Genomic DNA, 16,967 nt, shown 5'->3' with positions numbered 1-16,967 from the left:
GGCGACACCTTCGCATATTCCTGTGCTCTGAGCTAGCGCCGCGCGCGGCGTTTACGCTCGCCGCCGGTATTGGCACTCTGGCCTTCGGGCTTGCGTTTGGCGCGAGGCTGACGTTGGTTGCGTCGACCATTCTCGATGGGCTCAGGTTTGATGCTGGGGTCGGGCTCAAAGCCAGGTTCAATGTGCTTTGTCAGCTTCTGCTTGATTAGCCGCTCAATATTGCCCAGCAGGGCATCTTCATCGACACACACCAACGAAACGGCTTCGCCATTGCTGCCAGCCCGACCGGTGCGGCCAATGCGGTGGACATAATCTTCCGCCACGTTGGGTAGGTCAAAATTGACGACATGGGGCAACTCATTGATATCCAGGCCGCGAGCAGCGATATCGGTGGCCACGAGTACCTGCAGGTCGCCGCTCTTGAATGCCGTTAGCGCGCGAGTGCGCGCTCCCTGGCTTTTATTGCCATGGATCGCCATGGAAGGGATGTCCTGCTTGGAGAGCTGCTCTGCAAGGCGGTTAGCACCATGTTTGGTGCGCGTGAATACCAGCACCTGGAACCAGCCATTTTGCTGAATCAAGTGAGCCAGCAGCTCGCGCTTCTTCTCGCGGTCAACGCGGTAAATGGCCTGCTCAATTTTATCGGCAGTAGCATTACGCGGTGCTACTTCAATCATCGCCGGGTTATCCAGCAGCTGTTGCGCCAGGGTTTGAATCTCATTAGAGAATGTCGCTGAGAACAGCAGGTTTTGGCGTTTTTTGGGCACCAGGCGCAGCAAGCGCTTAATGTCATGAATGAAGCCCATATCCAGCATGCGATCAGCTTCATCAAGCACTAAAATCTCAACGCAGGAGAGATCCACATGCCCTTGCTGGTGAAGATCCAGCAGGCGGCCAGGGGTGGCCACAAGTACGTCCAAACCGGCTTTTAGGGCATCAATTTGAGGCTGCTGGCCAACGCCTCCAAAAATAATATGGGAGCGCAGTGCCAGATGTTGACCATAGGTCGACACGCTTTCGCCTACCTGGGCGGCAAGCTCACGAGTAGGGGTTAGCACCAGTGCACGTACCTGACGCTTGGTAGGTCGTTTGCCGGTATTTAGACGTTGCAGCATTGGCAGCGTAAAGCCAGCGGTTTTGCCCGTGCCGGTTTGAGCGCTGGCCAGCATATCACGACCTTCTAGTACGACGGGGATAGCCTGTCGTTGTATCGGCGTAGGCTCGGTGTAACCTTGCGCTGTAACAGCGCGTAATAAATCGGCGTGCAGGCCAAGTTCAGAAAAGCTCATGCGTTCTCCGCAGTCACCTAGTGAGTTAATACCGGTAAGTGGCTGTTATCACTAGGTGTAATGTTCAAAAAGCGAGGTTGATTCACCTTCGCGGCAGCGAAGTGTGCCAGATAATTCAGCGTGCCGCGATGGTCGTTGGGTAGCCGTGGATGACCGTGACAGGAGACGTGAAGGTTATAGCGCCAAGCAGCACTATCTTCCTGGTGTGCACGGACACACCAGAAAACTACGTGTCAGTAATAAGCCGAGTAGTGTAACACGGTTATGGGGCCTCAGCTTGTTTCGCTGAATCGTGCCAACGATGAGGCCTGGGCATGCAGTGGGATTAACCGCGCTAAAGTAGCCGCAGGCAAGTCAAGCCGGGCCACTTCCTTGGGAGTTAATGTAAAAAAGTGCTCAGGGGTGAAAACACCAAGTTGAAACAGTTGGCGGGCCGTAGCTGGTCCTATGCCGTCTAGCGCCAGTAGTTGTCGCGCAAAGAAGGTGATAAAACGACTATTTTGCTGTTCATCAAAATCGACGCTAGCCATTTGATAATAGTGCCCAGCTTGACTAGTAATAAACTGCTCAATGCGCTGAAGCGCGGCTAGCGTTGTGGCATCGTGAGCCTGGGCTGCTAACTGATCGCACAGGGCATCGTGGCTATTTAAAGCCGTTTCGAGTACACCTTGAGTCGATTCGCCTTCAAGCAGTGCCGTTACGGTATGCATTAGGGCGTTAATAGCATCGCGTAGTTGTTCAGCGGGCAGACCCGTAGTCTGGCTTGGTTCAGCTGTCATATTGACATCCCTGAGAGGGTTAGCATTAAGCGTAGTGCAGCAAACTCAGTTTAGAAAAGTGCTGATTAATCAAAATAATCACCCTGACGTATTTTAGTGGCGATAAGTTCGGCGGCTTGATCCCAACTATCACTTAATGCACGCACCAGGGCGGGATAGCCATCTTCTGCAAGAGGCGTTTCTGCATAGAAATTTTCCATCTCTAACAGCTCGCCGGCATCGTTTAGCAATTGCCATTGGCCGCTAGCCACGGCGATACCATCAAAGCGGCCCTGGAATTGATCTACGTTCAGGCGCAGGGTGAGGGCGTTGGATTGATCAACTTCACCACGCATAACCCTGAGCGTTGGCAACGCTTTGGATAAATTGGCGCGCACTCTCCGCTCTAATTGTCTGCCTAAGCCTTCTGCCCACTGATGTTCCCGAGCGGCATTCAGCGTAATGTCGTCTAGCTGCATCACAATACCGTCGACATCCAGGTAGTGGGCTAGACGTGGTGCGCTCACTATAAGCGTACCCTCGGGCTGGCGGGGTGTGCTAGCCAATGGTTCGCTTGGCAGCATATAGCGAGCGGGGGGCGTTACACTGCTGGCGCAGGCGGATAGCAACAAGCAGATCAGCAGCAGTGAACACCTCATCCATGTAAACATCGTTAGCTCCTTAATCACGTGGCGCACGCGGTATGGGGTCTTGAGCATCCAGATTATCAAACAATAGTGCTCTGGGATTGTCGTTGAGGGTGCGAGTCAAAGGCTGCAAGTCACGCATCAAGCGGTCCAATCGCTCAATGGCGGTTGTCAGCTCTTGATAGGCAGGCGATGACGGGGATAGTCCCTGTAGCGTACTGCGCAATTCCTCCAGCGTTGCGTTGAGGTTGCCACCCACCGCTTGGGTTTCAGGATCATTGAGCAATTGATTAAGAGAGGTGCTCACTTCGCGGACTTCATTCAGTACGCTTTCAGAGGCCTGCAGGTTACGATCCAGCCCAGTGAGCAGTGGTTCTACCTCCAGGGCGTTTAGTTTCTCGAGTAGATCAGTTACCTGGGCCTGTATCTGAGCAAAGCCACCTGCTACGGTGGGGAAGACATCGCGATCAGAGAAGCGCTCGGCGACATACTCATCGGCAAGGTCGCGGTGGAAGTTCAAGTCTACAAACAGAGCGCCCGTTAGCAGGCTGCCACTTTTTAGCGAGGCGCGTAGTCCGAGGCCGAACATGCGCTGGAATCTCGCCTTCCACTCTTCCAGGTCAATATCGCTATTTTCGATCCCTAGGCGCTGAGGTTCGACTCTGATCAGTACGGGGATGGCAAAGCGTGCCCGTGAGTCGGGCTGCGGCGCGGTAAAGTTCCAGGGTACGGCGGCAACGGTGCCCATGCGTACCCCGCGAAACTCTACAGGTGCGCCTTTGGAGAGTCCGCGTACCGTTTCATCGACCAGCAGTACATACTCCAAATAGCGATTAAAAGTTCCTTCCCGAGCGGCATCTTCATCAGCGTAGAGAGTGAACCGCGTGTTGGCTTCAACCGGCTGTCCCATGGGCAGATCTTCGGGCACGCCGAAGGTAACACCGCCACCCAGTAGTGCTTCCAATGACTCAACGTTAACCCGAACGCCGTCGGCGTCTAAGCGGAAATCGACACCGCTAGAGGTCCAGAAACGAGTGCTGTCGGTGACTAAGTCTGTATATGGCTCCTCAATAAATAGCTGATGCTGCATGGTGCGTGACTCAGGCTCGAAACTATTTTCTTCGATGCGTCCCACGGTGTAGCCCTGATAGGAGACCGGGTCACCGACGCGCAGTGAGTTACCTAACTGGCTCGTCAAGCTAAGACGCAGCCCTGCTTGGCCTGAGGGCGCAACGGGAGGAGTGTCGCTAACGGGAAATTCTCGCCGCGGTGCGGCTTCCGTTCCGGGCTCAAGCTGAATATAAGCGCCAGAGAGCACGGTACCCAACCCACTAATACCTTCACGGCCAATGCGCGGTTTAACGACCCAAAAGCGGGTATCTTCGCGCAGAAGATCCTCCACTTCCGGCTGAATACGAGCGGTCAGCACTGCATGGGAAAGGTCGTCAGACAGGCGCACACTCTGTACGCGACCTACTTCAACATTACGGCTGCGAATCAGCGTATTGCCCGCCTCAATGCCCTCAGCACTTTCCATGGTCAGCGTCACTTGGGTTCCACGACTAGCGTAATTGTCATAAACCAGCCATAGCCCAATAGCAATCGCGACGATCGGTACCACCCAAATGGGCGATAACCTGGTCTGGCGCGATGTTTTTGCCTTATTTAGCTCCTGATCATTAGTCGGGTCAGTGTTTGACGATGCTGTTTCGTTAGCCATCAACAGGTTCCTTGGTGGCCGCTTTACGGCGAAGAAGAGGGTGACGATGTGGAAGAGGGGTATCCCAAATTAAGCGCGGGTCAAAAGTCATTGCTGCAAGCATGGTTAACACAACCACGGCGCCAAAGGCGAGCGATGCCGGGCCTGGCGTAATCGACATCAGGGAGCCTGCGCGAATCAGAGCCACTAAGATAGCCACCACGAATACATCGACCATTGACCAACGACCAATAAATTCTGTTAGGCGATACAGCCGCGTGCGGCTTTGAGCATTGAGCGCACTGCTGCGTTTAACCACTAAGCAAAGCCAGGTTAGCGCTACCAGTTTGCCCACCGGTACGATAACACTAGCAATAAAGATAACCGCAGCGATCGGCCAGGAGCCCATCTGGATCAGTTGCACAACGCCGCCAATAATCGTCGAAGGCGAGGAGTTGCCTAGGCTAGTAGTGGTCATAATGGGGTAGACATTGGCTGGAATATACATAATGGCAGAGGCGCCCAGCAGTGCCCAAGTGCGCTGCAAGCTGTTAGGAAGACGCTGATGAAGCTTTTCATGGCAGCGAATGCAATGCCCACGGCCCCGGGGCGATAGGCGGTTAATCAGTCCGCAGGTTGGGCAGCCGGTTAGCCCTTGTTCTCCAGCGGGTAGGCCTGTCCGGGTACCTTCGGGAGCCAGTGGTTCTCCCTCAAGCGAGAACCACATCCAATCGGCATCCAGGGACTGGCTTGTCATCAGCAGCAGCAGCGCAAATGCACAAAACGCCCAGAAGGAAATACCTATTTCCACATCGGCGAGGCCCGCTATTTTTATCAGGCTGACCAAGGCGCCAATAATAAAGACATCGGCCATCATCCACGGTGTTAAATGCGCCAGTGAGCGTGCGATATCCCGACTAAACGGCAGGGGGCGATCGCGAAGTAGTCCAAATTGAAGCCAAAGAACGCCAAGCAAATACACGGCTGGCAGCACCAGTATGGTCATAATGACGGCGATAGCCACCACGGGTTGGTGAAAGCCAATCAGTGTGGTGGCGGTCTGGGTCAGCTCGATGCGGTTGCTTACTCCGCTGACCGTAAAGCTAATAAACGGAAACGATACTGCCAGCATTAGTGCGACAAGCGAGGCGATAGCCAGGGCCATACTGCGCTGAGCGGGGTAGCGGTGGCGCTTAACCAAAACGTGTGAGCAGCGTGGGCAGCTTGCTTTCTCGCCAGAATTTAACGGTGGCAGCGCGGATACCCAGTCGCATTCATGGCAGGCACGCAAACGCCGTCGCTGAGTTCTGGCCTCAGGCGGCAAACTGTCAACAAGGGGGGCGTTGACCGGCAGTGTACGGCGTTTAATCAATTTTTGTGAGGGCAAAAACCAAAACTCTCAGTGCGAACCCCTAGCAAAACTACTAGGATGTGGCGAATTAGGCATGTCAAACACGCACTTTAGCAAGTCTATGTCACTGAAATAATGTTTAAAAACATAGTCTAGCCGCTTGACCAATGGGTTAGTTTAGACAACGATGCTGCAGCGCAATGGCGAACAGTGAGATTCGACCTCATTGGCCGCGTGCTTCCGCGTCAGGTTGACGTGCTAGTGTCGCCATATAGTGGCAGGCATTGCTAGTAATAGCATCTTACTGCCGTTGCTATGAAGTATTGCTCAGAAGCACAACCTATAAACAGTACCGATCATTATGTCATGAAGGAAATGAAATGTTGCTTCCCACATTAGCAGTTGTAGTTGGATTGATCTTACTGGTTTGGAGCGCCGAGAAATTTATCGACGGCGCAGCGGCAACCTCACGTTGGCTTGGCTTGTCACCTCTGTTGATCGGTATGCTGGTGATTGGGTTTGGTACTTCGGCGCCGGAAATGATGGTATCCGTGCTGGCGGCGATGGATGGAAATCCAGGTTTGGCGGTGGGGAATGCCTACGGCTCAAATATCGCCAATATCGGTTTAATTCTCGGCTTGGTAGCCCTTGTTGCACCACTGTCTGTGCACTCTAGCGTTATCCGTAAAGAGATGCCGATATTGATGCTGGTCATGTTAGCAACGGGACTAATGCTGCTGGATGGATTCGTCGCGCGTTGGGAGGCCGTTGGCCTGTTGCTGGCATTGGTTGTCTTTATTGTTGTGAGCATTCTGCGTTCTCGCAATCAGTCCGACGATGCGCTGGTGTCTGAGGTCGCTGAAACCCTGGATAGCAAGCCGATGTCCCGCGGTAAAGCCATCATGTGGACGCTGGTGGGGTTGGTGCTGCTCATCGCTAGTTCGCGGCTTCTGGTGTGGGGAGCAGTTGAAATTGCACTGCGCTTTGGTGTGAGCGATTTGATTATTGGTTTGACCGTAGTCGCCATCGGGACGTCGCTTCCTGAGCTTGCTTCCTCGATTACTGCCTTGCGTCGAAAAGAACACGATATGGTGCTAGGCAACGTGGTCGGGTCTAACCTGTTTAACAGCTTGGCGGTGGTCGGCCTAGCCGGTGTCATTGCGCCGATTGAAGCGGGGCGAGAGGTGCTCGTGCGCGACTGGAGCGTGATGACCGGTATGACGCTGCTGATGATCCTGTTTGCGTTTTCTTGGCGTGGTCGCCCACGGCGCATTAATCGCTTGGAAGGGGGAATTCTGCTGGCGCTGTTTATCGCGTACACCGGCTATATGGTCAGCATCGTTATAATGTCGCGATAGCGCCTACTTTGCCATACCGCACCGCAAGGGTGATTGGTGCGTCAATGCGACTCATCTTGGACATCCGGTGACTATAATACAATGGTTGTCCAAGAGGAGAACTAGTGGCGGAAGCTAAGCTGCGTGAAGCAAAGTAACGCAGGAAAAGTAACGCAGGAAAAGTTGTGTAAAAAACTAGCGTAAAGAAATAAGCTTAGTGCTTATAACTAAAAGTGTCGTGCCATGAAGGCTCAACTAAGCTTGTGTTAACCCATCCATGGGATACCGATTCAGGTCTTAGGAGAGTGAAATGGAACTTGATCCGCTGGTGTTATCGCGACTGCAATTTGCATTCGTTGTGTCGTTTCACGCTATCTTCCCCGTATTTACGATTGGCCTAGCGTCCTATATTGCGCTGCTCCATGGTCTGTTCTTCAAAACGAAGAACCCTGCATGGGATCGCCTCTCGCTATTCTGGACAAAGGTGTTTGCCGTTGTCTTTGGGATGGGGGTGGTGTCAGGCATCGTTATGTCATTCCAGTTTGGCACTAACTGGAGCAACTTTTCCCAGGCCTCTTCGAATTTCCTCGGCCCCATGCTCAGCTATGAAGTCGTTACCGCGTTCTTCTTAGAGGCTGCTTTCTTAGGCGTTCTGCTATTTGGGCGCGGTAAGGTGCCTCAAGGTGTTCATTTATTTGCAGCCATTATGGTGGCGGTAGGCACCTTTATTTCTTCTTTCTGGATTCTATCCGCTAACAGCTGGTTGCATACTCCAGCAGGCGTAGAGTTAGTTGACTTCCGCTTCCACGTGACCTCCTGGAGCGAGGCGATCTTTAATCCGTCGTTTCCCTATCGCTTTATGCATATGGCTGTTGCCTCCTTCCTGACAGGTGGCTTTGTGGTCGCAGGGGTGAGCGCATGGTTTCTGTTGCGCGACCGGGACCCAGAAGCCAACCGCCGTGCGCTCTCAATGTGTCTTTGGTTGCTGCTGTTTTTGGCGCCTACCCAGGCCGTTATCGGCGATTTCCATGGCATCAATACGTTAGAGCATCAGCCGACTAAAGTGGCTGCCATGGAAGGGCACTGGGAAACCTCTGGCAATGTGCCGTTGCTGCTGTTTGCCATTCCTGACCAGGAAGCACAAACCAACCACTTTGAGCTGGGTATTCCGAACTTGGCTAGCATTATCTTGACCCACTCTATTGATGGGGAAGTGCCGGGGGTTAGTGAAGCGGCGCCTGAAGAGCAGCCGCCAGTGCTGATCGTGTTCTGGGGCTTCCGCGTCATGGTTGGGATTGGTCTGCTAATGATTGCGGTGGCGCTGACGGGGCTGGTGTTGCGCCGCAAAGGGCGCATCTATGACAAGCGTCTATTCTTAAAAGGCCTGACGGCAATGATACCCATGCCGTTTATTGCTGTTTTGGCGGGCTGGATCGTCACTGAGTCAGGTCGCTCTCCTTGGTTGGTTTACGGCATGATGACCCATGCCGAGGGCTTAACGCCTTCACTAACGGGTCCTATGGCACTATTTACTCTGATTGGCTATGTCTTGGTTTACGGCGTGGTGTTTTACGCTGGCATTTATTACCTCACGCGCGTGGTGCGCAACGGAATGCTGCCAGAAGAAGAGCGCGATACAACCGATGAGAACTTCAAGCGCCCAATGCGGCCTATGTCAGCAGCGCATACCCCTTTTGATGATGACGTTGACCCGGTGAGGAGCTAGACATGGAAATGTTTGATCTAACGTTAGTTTGGGCCTTCATCATCGGTTTTGGCATCATGATGTATGTGCTGATGGATGGTTTTGATTTGGGGTTGGGGATTCTCTACCCCTTTGCTCCCGATGAAGATGCCCGGGATGTGATGATGAACTCGGTGGCACCGATATGGGATGGCAATGAAACATGGCTGGTGCTAGGCGGCGCTGGGCTGTTAGGCGCCTTCCCATTGGTTTATTCGGTGTTCTTGCCTGCGCTTTACATCGGCGTTTTCTTGATGTTGGCAGGCTTGATCTTCCGTGGCGTGGCATTTGAGTTTCGCTTTAAATCCCGCCGTAACCGCCGCTGGTGGAACCGCGCTTTCTGCTGGGGGTCGGCGGTTGCCGCCTTTGCGCAAGGTGCCGTGGTAGGGGCCTATATCCAGGGCTTTCCAGTTGAGGATTTTGCCTATGTGGGCGGTGCCTTTGACTGGTTAACGCCTTTCTCAGTACTAACGGGGCTTGGCTTGATGTCGGGCTACGCGCTGTTAGGGGCGACTTGGCTAATATTGAAATCAGAGGGGCATGTGCAGGATTGGGCCTATAAAATCACTCCGCTACTGCTGGCGCTAGTGCTGTTTGTTTTTGCCGTGATTAGCCTCTGGACACCGTTTGTGAACCCTCTGGTCTGGGAACGCTGGTTCGGCAATATTCAACTGATTTGGGTTTTTCCATTTGCTGCCTTGGCCTGTGCTTTTGTGGTTTTCCGTTCGGTACAAAAACGTCGTGAAGGGGTGCCTTTCCTGGCCACTATCGGCATTTATGTCTTCACCTATTTAGGCCTGATCGTCAGTAAATGGCCGGTGATCGTGCCGCCGGATTATACGCTGTGGGATGCGGCTTCCTCGCCGGAGTCACAGCTGTTCCTGCTGGTAGGTATGGTATTCGTTATCCCGATTATATTGACCTATACCGCCTGGACCTATTGGGTGTTCCGCGGCAAGGTACGTGTAGGCGAGGGATACCACTGATCCATGGTAACTGAAGACACGCTTTCTCTTACGCCGCGCAGTTGGCTGCAAGCGTTGGCTAAGGGAGAGCGTAAACGCCTGCTTGGTTCAGCGCTTTGTGGCGTGTTGGCAGGTAGTCAAACGATAGTCGTGGTGGTTGGGCTTGCGTGGCTTATTGATCAGCTTGTTGTGGATCATCGATCACCCATTTCTCTATTATCGATATTTTCCCTTCTGTTGGGTAGTGTGCTGTTACGCGCTGCCTTTCAGTGGGGGCATGAAACATTAAGCCTGGAGGCGAGTCTACGAATTCGACAGCGAGCCAGAGCTCAGCTGTTGGATAAACTGTCTGCCTTGGGCCCGGTTTGGCTTACCAGTCAACATAGCGGCTCACTGGCTAATCAGGCGGTTGAGCACATTGATGTGCTGGAAGGCTATTTCGCGCGCTTTTACCCTCAACTGCGTATTACTTTCTGTTTACCACTGTTGATCTTGGCGGTGGCGGGTTGGCTCGATTACTTGGTGGCACTGTTCCTGCTACTTTCTGCACCGCTTATTCCACTTTTTATGGCATTAGTCGGCATGGGGGCTGAGCGCCTTAATCACGACCAGTTCGTTGCGGTATCGCGATTGTCAGCGCATTTTATTGACCGTGTGCGCGGTATGACCACACTGCAGCTTTTTGGCTGTACGTCAGCCGCACAGCAGGATGTTTGGTATGCCACGGATGGTTATCGGCGTCTTAGCATGCGTACCCTTCGGTTGGCTTTTCTCTCATCAGCGGTGCTGGAGTTTTTTTCCTCGGTCGCGATTGCGGTTGTGGCTATGTATGTCGGTTTCGGTCTGCTGGGCTACATCGAGTACGGGCCGTCAACAGCGTTGACGCTTTTTTCGGGCTTAGCGGTGTTACTGCTCGCGCCTGAATTTTTCCAACCGCTGCGCACGCTTTCTCAGCATTACCATGATCGCGCGGCGGCACTGGGTGCCGCCGAGAGCGTGGTGAATATCCTCAATCAGCCAAGTTTGGTGAGTCGGCATCACTATATGGCTCCGCGGTCAGATAGGTCGGCCATTGAATTAAAGGCTGCTTGCGTTGCTTATCCTAGCCGTGGACAAGTGATAGGCCCTATCGATCTCACTATTCAGCAGGGTGAGGTAGTGGTGCTTAGCGGTGCCTCCGGTAGCGGTAAGTCAACTCTTTTGGCGCTGCTCGCCGGCTTTATCGCCCCAAGCGCTGGCAAGTACCGTCGGCAAGAAAGTAGCCGCTATGCCTGGCTGGATCAGCAGCCCTGTCTCTTGCACGGCAGTTTGATCGATAATCTACGTTTGGCGGCACCCGAAGCTTCCTGTGAAGAAATGTTTGCCGCACTGCATCGCGCTGGTTTTGGGCCGCTGTTAACTCAGTTACCCGAGGGGCTGGATACGTTAATCGGTGAGCGTGGAGTAGGGCTATCAGGAGGCCAAGCCCAGCGCCTGGCACTTGCGCGAGTGTACCTTAGCAATGCACCGCTGGTGCTGTTAGATGAGCCGACGGCGGGTTTAGATCAAGAGACAGAGCAGTTCGTTATGACTGCTTTGCTTGAGCTCGCTCAAGAGGGACGTACCCTGGTCATAGCGACCCACCATCCGGCAGTGATTGCCGCTGCTCAACGCCATCTGGCTTTTGAGCAGGGTGAACTGGTAGAGGTGGCCTCATGATGGCTATTTACCGTGATTTCCGCCCTTGGCTGCTGCTCTTAGTGCGCCGCCGCAGACGCTTTTTGGTGGGTGCTTTGTTAGTTTGGGTCACCCTGATAGCAGGGCTTGCGCTGCTAGGGTTGTCGGGTTGGTTTATTACCGCTAGTGCCCTGACCGGTATCGCCTTAGCGCTGGGTATTCCAGCGCGGCTCGATGTTTATGTTCCCGGTGGCGGCATTCGTTTCTTCGCCTTGATGCGCACCGTGGCGCGCTATGTCGAGCGTCTGTACAACCATAATACGGTGTTAACGCTGCTTGCCGACTTGCGTTATCGGGTATTTGGTCATTTAACGCGCTTTGACGATGCTCGCTTGCACGGTGAGCGTGCCAGTGACTGGCTGAGCCGTTTAACGGCAGATATCGACACCCTGGATAATTTTTATCTGCGACTCTTGGTGCCACCATTGGTGGCGTTGCTTGGTGTAGTGGCTGTGTCGCTTTTTGTGGCTATTTGGTTGCCCGGTATTGCCTTGCTGATGGCGGTGACGCTGGGCTTGCTCTGGCTAGTGGCGACCCTTTTAGCTGCTGCCTGGGGATTTTCGCACAGCTATCAGCAGGTGGTTGACCAGCAGTCTCTGCGCCGCCTAGTGGTCGACCAAGTACAGGCCTCGGCCGAGTTGATGAGCTATCAAACGACCCAGTGGCATCGAACGATGATAGCGACTCAAGAGCAGCAAGCGTTCAACAATCAGCGCCGCTTGGGACGTAAAGCGGCGTTCATAAACTGCTTGGTGAGTGTCATAAGTGGATTAATGGTAGTGACAGTCGTGTGGTTCGCTAGCCTAGTATTTAACCAGCAGTTGGTCACGGGCCCTGTTTTAGTGATGGTTGCATTGATAGTGCTGGGGGTGAATGAGGCGTTTATCGCACTACCAGCTAGCTTTATCAAGCTGGGCGCTAGCTATGCAGCGGTGCGTCGGTTAAATGCGTTAACCATCGATTCATCGTCGGCTGCCCCTGTTGTTATGCTAACTGAAGATGTTGATCTAAGCATTCAGGTTAATCAGCTCTCTCTGCGCTATTCGCAAACATTAGAACCCGCATTAAGGTGTATTAATTTTCAGCTACCCGCTGGAAAGCGAGCGGTGATTACCGGCAGCTCCGGTGCTGGGAAATCATCTTTAGCCAGTGTGTTGATGGGGCGCTTAAAAGCGACTCAGGGCGAGGCGGTGGTGGGTGGTGTGCCCACGTGGCACCTCTCGGTCGAAAGCCGTGCTAATCACTTTGCGATGCTCACTCAGCAGGTGGATCTGTTTGATGCCTCTATTGCTGAGAACCTGCGTATTGCCAACCCCACCGCAAGCGACGAAAAGCTCTGGGAGGTATTGAAGGCCGTTGCCTTGGATGGATGGGTTGAGCAACTGCCGAAAGGCTTAACCACGGCGGTGGGCGAAAAAGGCCAGCAGCTATCGGGTGGCCAAGGTCGGCGTGTGGCATTAGCACGGCTAATGCTTTGTAGCCCTCAAGTGGTGATTCTTGACGAGCCATTTGCAGGCGTTGATGCGGCGACGGCAAACCACCTCGCGGCTTCCCTGGATCAATGGTTGCTTAATCGAACGGTTATATTCTTTGTCCATCAATTTAGTTCGCTGAACCCATTGCCTGGAGTTGAGTACCACTGGCATCTAGATGCCGGTAAACTTAGCCAGTGCGCGCTTAAGTAATCGGTAATGAGCGATATTAATTCATTGATAGGACAGCTAGGAGCCCTCCATGCACGAATTTTTACGCAATCTTCCTAAAGTAGAGCTCCATTTGCATATCGAAGGCTCGCTGGAACCAGAGTTAATGTTCGCGCTAGCACAGCGCAATGGGATTGAACTGCCCTATACGACAGTTCAGGAAGCCAAGGATGCTTATCACTTCAACGATCTGCAGGGGTTCCTGAATCTCTATTTTCAGGGTATGAGCGTGCTTCGTAAGGAGGAAGACTTTTACGACCTGGCGATGGATTATTTCAAGCGCGCGCGGGAGGAGGGCGTTGTGCATATTGACATGCACTTTGATCCTCAGGCACATCTACAGCGTGGTGTGCCGCTTGAAGTGGTAATGGCTGGGCTATTAAAAGCTAAGCAGGAAGCAGAGGATAACCTCGACCTCTCTATCGGCATGATTATGGCTTTTCTACGCGACCGACCCGCTGAGGAGGCGTTGCATGTACTCGAACAAGCCGCTCCCTATTGGAAAATGCTAGATTCCATCGGTCTGGATAGCGCTGAAAAAAACAACCCACCGGTCAAATTTGTTGAGGTGTTTAAGCGCGCTAAGCAGCTTGGGCTTGTGCGCGTGGCCCATGCCGGGGAGGAAGGCCCTGCAGACTATATTAAAGAAGCCCTGGATTTACTTGATGTTCAGCGCATTGATCACGGGGTGCGCTGTTTAGAAAGTGATGAGGTGGTTGAGCGTTTGCGCCGCGAGCAGATTGTTCTAACGGTCTGCCCGCTCTCCAACGTCAGCTTAAAAGTAGTAGAGGACCTGCGTGATCATCCGCTGCCCAAGCTTTTGGCTGAAGGGCTCAAAGTAACCATTAGCTCGGATGACCCCGCCTATTTTGGTGGCGGTATGTTGACTAATCACGTTGCTTGCGCCGAAGCGTTTGGTTGGGACGAAGCGGTATTTCGCCAGCTAACCCGCAATGCTATTGAAGAAGCTTTTGTGACCACGCAGCGTCGCGAAGAGCTGCTATCTCGCTTAGGCGCAGTATAACGTTACACCGCCTGGTCGCGCTGACCAGGCGGCTGCGCTTGCTAGAATAGCATTTTTAAGTGTTGGTTTAGAGTTGTCGTTCAGGGTAGTGCGGGTACGTCAAAGTCAGGCATTTTACCGGTTAGTGTATGTAAAAACGCGGTAATATTACTAATGGTGTCATCATCAAACTCCCTGCCAAGCATCTCTTGGCCCATTATCGCGACCGCCTCTTCCAGTGTTTCAGTCGCACCGTTATTCATATACGGGTAGGTCACTGCCACATTGCGCAGTGTGGGTGTTCTGAAACGATACTTGTCGCTCTCTTCTTCGGTCACGACGTAACGACCCAAATCGGTTGAGCCCGGTACCTGAATCGCGTGGAATTGGCTATCGGTTAAAGCAGGGCCGCGGTGGCAGGCAATACAGCCGTTATCAACAAATGCCACCATACCGTCTTTGGCTTGCTGGTTAATCGCCTCTAAATCGCCATGTAGGTAACGATCAAAAGGTGAATTGGGTGTATTGAGCGTACGTTGGAAAGCGGCCAGCGCATGAGCCAAATTATCATCGGTGATGGGTTCTTCTTGGTCAGGATAGGCAGTGCTGAATTTTTCCTGGTAGAGCTCGAACCCCACCAGTCGTTCTAGGGCCATTTCTAGATCCATCGCCATTTCCACAGGTGCTTCGATAGGGCCTAGTGCTTGGCCTTCTAAATCAGACTCTCGGCCATCCCAAAATTGTGATCCTAAAAAACCACTGTTCAGCACGGTGGGGGTATTGCGTTCGCCGACCTGCCCATCGTGGCCGACAGCGCGAGGAATTCGGTCAGCCCAGCCAAGTGCTGGATTGTGGCAGGTGGCGCAGCTAATAACGCCGCTAGAAGAGATGCGTGGCTCGAAGAACAGCATATTGCCAAGTTCGACCTTCTCCTCTGTTAATGAGTTGTTCGCGGGGATTGGTGGAAGGAAAGGTAGTGCCTCGAAGCGTTGGCGGTAATTCTCCAAGCCATCGTCAGCCATGGCTAAGCTTGTAGCGATAAAGCTGCAAGCTGCCAGTGCGGGTAGTAAAGTGGCTTTTATGGTCATGGTTATTCTCCCTTGCTTTTATAATCGGCGTTTCGGTTTTGAAAGGATGAACCTCAGCGTCCTCTATCTGTAAGCTTAGGGGAGGGGGCGGTAGTCGTTTTGTCCTGGATCAATACTTGGCTGCTTTGCGATGCGTTTCAGGTTAGCCCTAATCTTTAACGACTTTTAATGATAAATGTTGAAATCACTGTTGACCCTGATGGTAAATCGGGTAGTATACGCACACGTCAACGGGGCACGGCCTCATTGACTAGCTCTTTAACAATTTGATCAGGTAATTCATGTGGGCGCTTGCTGACGTTGGTGACAAATCACCGAATATCAAGGCAAGCGGTCATGAGAACGACTGTTTTTAAACGAAAGTTTTTAAACGACAGTTGAATGAATTCGTTTGAACCTTGAGCCAAGTTTGGTTCGCTTCTGTCACTTTCGAGTGGCGGGTAAGAACCGCATAGATCTTAAACTGAAGAGTTTGATCATGGCTCAGATTGAACGCTGGCGGCAGGCCTAACACATGCAAGTCGAGCGGTAACAGGGGTAGCTTGCTACCCGCTGACGAGCGGCGGACGGGTGAGTAATGCATAGGAATCTGCCCGATAGTGGGGGATAACCTGGGGAAACCCAGGCTAATACCGCATACGTCCTACGGGAGAAAGGGGGCTTTGGCTCCCGCTATTGGATGAGCCTATGTCGGATTAGCTAGTTGGTAAGGTAATGGCTTACCAAGGCAACGATCCGTAGCTGGTCTGAGAGGATGATCAGCCACATCGGGACTGAGACACGGCCCGAACTCCTACGGGAGGCAGCAGTGGGGAATATTGGACAATGGGGGCAACCCTGATCCAGCCATGCCGCGTGTGTGAAGAAGGCCCTCGGGTTGTAAAGCACTTTCAGCGAGGAAGAACGCCTGTCGGTTAATACCCGGTAGGAAAGACATCACTCGCAGAAGAAGCACCGGCTAACTCCGTGCCAGCAGCCGCGGTAATACGGAGGGTGCAAGCGTTAATCGGAATTACTGGGCGTAAAGCGCGCGTAGGTGGCTTGATAAGCCGGTTGTGAAAGCCCCGGGCTCAACCTGGGAACGGCATCCGGAACTGTCAGGCTAGAGTGCAGGAGAGGAAGGTAGAATTCCCGGTGTAGCGGTGAAATGCGTAGAGATCGGGAGGAATACCAGTGGCGAAGGCGGCCTTCTGGACTGACACTGACACTGAGGTGCGAAAGCGTGGGTAGCAAACAGGATTAGATACCCTGGTAGTCCACGCCGTAAACGATGTCGACCAGCCGTTGGGTGCCTAGAGCACTTTGTGGCGAAGTTAACGCGATAAGTCGACCGCCTGGGGAGTACGGCCGCAAGGTTAAAACTCAAATGAATTGACGGGGGCCCGCACAAGCGGTGGAGCATGTGGTTTAATTCGATGCAACGCGAAGAACCTTACCTACCCTTGACATCTACAGAAGCCGGAAGAGATTCGGGTGTGCCTTCGGGAACTGTAAGACAGGTGCTGCATGGCTGTCGTCAGCTCGTGTTGTGAAATGTTGGGTTAAGTCCCGTAACGAGCGCAACCCTTGTCCTTATTTGCCAGCACGTAATGGTGGGAACTCTAAGGAGACTGCCGGTGACAAACCGGAGGAAGGTGGGGACGACGTCAAGTCATCATGGCCCTTAC

The 16,967-nt window shown here is 53.1% G+C and carries 12 protein-coding genes and 1 rRNA gene; 7 read left to right on the top strand and 6 right to left on the bottom strand.

The genetic code is table 11. The features are described 5' to 3' along the window. Window positions 1-32: 32 nt before the first annotated feature. The 5 genes from HZU72_RS19700 to HZU72_RS19680 form a co-directional block, all read right to left on the bottom strand. A complete protein-coding gene (locus HZU72_RS19700) occupies window positions 33-1,289 on the bottom strand; it encodes a DEAD/DEAH box helicase (RefSeq protein WP_009286911.1) in 1,257 nt (418 codons plus the stop codon). Between the two features lie 272 nt (window positions 1,290-1,561). After that, window positions 1,562-2,068, bottom strand: a complete 507-nt coding sequence (locus HZU72_RS19695) for a helix-hairpin-helix domain-containing protein (protein WP_180095130.1) — start codon at window positions 2,066-2,068, stop codon at window positions 1,562-1,564. A 65-nt stretch (window positions 2,069-2,133) separates the two neighbouring features. Next, on the bottom strand, window positions 2,134-2,718 hold the full coding sequence (locus HZU72_RS19690) for a PqiC family protein (protein WP_180095128.1): 585 nt from the start codon (window positions 2,716-2,718) through the stop codon (window positions 2,134-2,136). Window positions 2,719-2,728: 10 nt separating this feature from the next. Beyond that, entirely contained in the window at window positions 2,729-4,414 is a 1,686-nt protein-coding gene (pqiB, locus tag HZU72_RS19685; protein WP_180095126.1) for an intermembrane transport protein PqiB, read from the bottom strand. Next, window positions 4,407-5,780, bottom strand: a complete 1,374-nt coding sequence (locus HZU72_RS19680; protein ID WP_208458165.1) for a paraquat-inducible protein A — start codon at window positions 5,778-5,780, stop codon at window positions 4,407-4,409. The genes pqiB and HZU72_RS19680 overlap by 8 nt, the downstream gene beginning before the upstream one ends. A gap of 344 nt (window positions 5,781-6,124) precedes the next feature. Between HZU72_RS19680 and HZU72_RS19675 the strand changes: the two genes are divergently transcribed. The 6 genes from HZU72_RS19675 (at window position 6,125) to HZU72_RS19650 (ending at window position 14,233) form a co-directional block, all read left to right on the top strand. Continuing rightward, window positions 6,125-7,102: a calcium/sodium antiporter gene (locus tag HZU72_RS19675; protein WP_180095124.1), complete on the top strand. Its 978-nt coding sequence runs from the start codon at window positions 6,125-6,127 to the stop codon at window positions 7,100-7,102. A gap of 289 nt (window positions 7,103-7,391) precedes the next feature. Next, the gene (locus tag HZU72_RS19670; protein WP_180095121.1) at window positions 7,392-8,807 is read left to right on the top strand and encodes a cytochrome ubiquinol oxidase subunit I; all 1,416 of its coding nucleotides are present in this window, start codon (window positions 7,392-7,394) and stop codon (window positions 8,805-8,807) included. A 2-nt stretch (window positions 8,808-8,809) separates the two neighbouring features. Continuing rightward, window positions 8,810-9,811: a cytochrome d ubiquinol oxidase subunit II gene (cydB, locus tag HZU72_RS19665; RefSeq protein ID WP_180095119.1), complete on the top strand. Its 1,002-nt coding sequence runs from the start codon at window positions 8,810-8,812 to the stop codon at window positions 9,809-9,811. Between the two features lie 3 nt (window positions 9,812-9,814). After that, complete coding sequence (gene cydD / locus HZU72_RS19660) at window positions 9,815-11,488, top strand: thiol reductant ABC exporter subunit CydD (RefSeq protein WP_180095117.1); 1,674 nt, start codon at window positions 9,815-9,817, stop codon at window positions 11,486-11,488. Further along, entirely contained in the window at window positions 11,485-13,191 is a 1,707-nt protein-coding gene (cydC, locus tag HZU72_RS19655) for a thiol reductant ABC exporter subunit CydC (RefSeq protein WP_180095115.1), read from the top strand. The genes cydD and cydC overlap by 4 nt, the downstream gene beginning before the upstream one ends. Window positions 13,192-13,240: 49 nt before the next feature. Then, the gene (locus HZU72_RS19650; protein WP_180095113.1) at window positions 13,241-14,233 is read left to right on the top strand and encodes an adenosine deaminase; all 993 of its coding nucleotides are present in this window, start codon (window positions 13,241-13,243) and stop codon (window positions 14,231-14,233) included. Between the two features lie 80 nt (window positions 14,234-14,313). On the opposite strand, the gene HZU72_RS19645 is transcribed toward HZU72_RS19650, so the two are convergent. Further along, a complete protein-coding gene (locus tag HZU72_RS19645) occupies window positions 14,314-15,300 on the bottom strand; it encodes a cytochrome-c peroxidase (RefSeq protein WP_180095111.1) in 987 nt (328 codons plus the stop codon). 460 nt (window positions 15,301-15,760) lie between these two features. Here HZU72_RS19645 and HZU72_RS19640 point away from each other — a divergent pair. Continuing rightward, window positions 15,761-16,967: ribosomal RNA gene (locus tag HZU72_RS19640) — 16S ribosomal RNA — on the top strand; the annotation flags it as partial.

Origin of the sequence: Vreelandella sedimenti (genome assembly GCF_013416325.1) — a bacterium.
GTDB classification, from domain to species: domain Bacteria; phylum Pseudomonadota; class Gammaproteobacteria; order Pseudomonadales; family Halomonadaceae; genus Vreelandella; species Vreelandella sedimenti.
This window is presented reverse-complemented; position numbering and strand designations above follow the sequence as displayed.

Bases quoted from the DNA above. Each gene is read 5' to 3' on its own strand.
- HZU72_RS19645 (WP_180095111.1), bottom strand. From the start codon at position 15,300: ATGACCATAAAAGCCACTTTACTACCCGCACTGGCAGCTTGCAGCTTT.
- HZU72_RS19695 (WP_180095130.1), bottom strand. From the start codon at position 2,068: ATGACAGCTGAACCAAGCCAGACTACGGGTCTGCCCGCTGAACAACTA.
- pqiB (WP_180095126.1), bottom strand. From the start codon at position 4,414: ATGGCTAACGAAACAGCATCGTCAAACACTGACCCGACTAATGATCAG.
- HZU72_RS19700 (WP_009286911.1), bottom strand. From the start codon at position 1,289: ATGAGCTTTTCTGAACTTGGCCTGCACGCCGATTTATTACGCGCTGTT.
- cydD (WP_180095117.1), top strand. From the start codon at position 9,815: ATGGTAACTGAAGACACGCTTTCTCTTACGCCGCGCAGTTGGCTGCAA.
- HZU72_RS19670 (WP_180095121.1), top strand. From the start codon at position 7,392: ATGGAACTTGATCCGCTGGTGTTATCGCGACTGCAATTTGCATTCGTT.
- HZU72_RS19650 (WP_180095113.1), top strand. From the start codon at position 13,241: ATGCACGAATTTTTACGCAATCTTCCTAAAGTAGAGCTCCATTTGCAT.
- HZU72_RS19675 (WP_180095124.1), top strand. From the start codon at position 6,125: ATGTTGCTTCCCACATTAGCAGTTGTAGTTGGATTGATCTTACTGGTT.
- HZU72_RS19690 (WP_180095128.1), bottom strand. From the start codon at position 2,718: ATGTTTACATGGATGAGGTGTTCACTGCTGCTGATCTGCTTGTTGCTA.
- cydC (WP_180095115.1), top strand. From the start codon at position 11,485: ATGATGGCTATTTACCGTGATTTCCGCCCTTGGCTGCTGCTCTTAGTG.
- cydB (WP_180095119.1), top strand. From the start codon at position 8,810: ATGGAAATGTTTGATCTAACGTTAGTTTGGGCCTTCATCATCGGTTTT.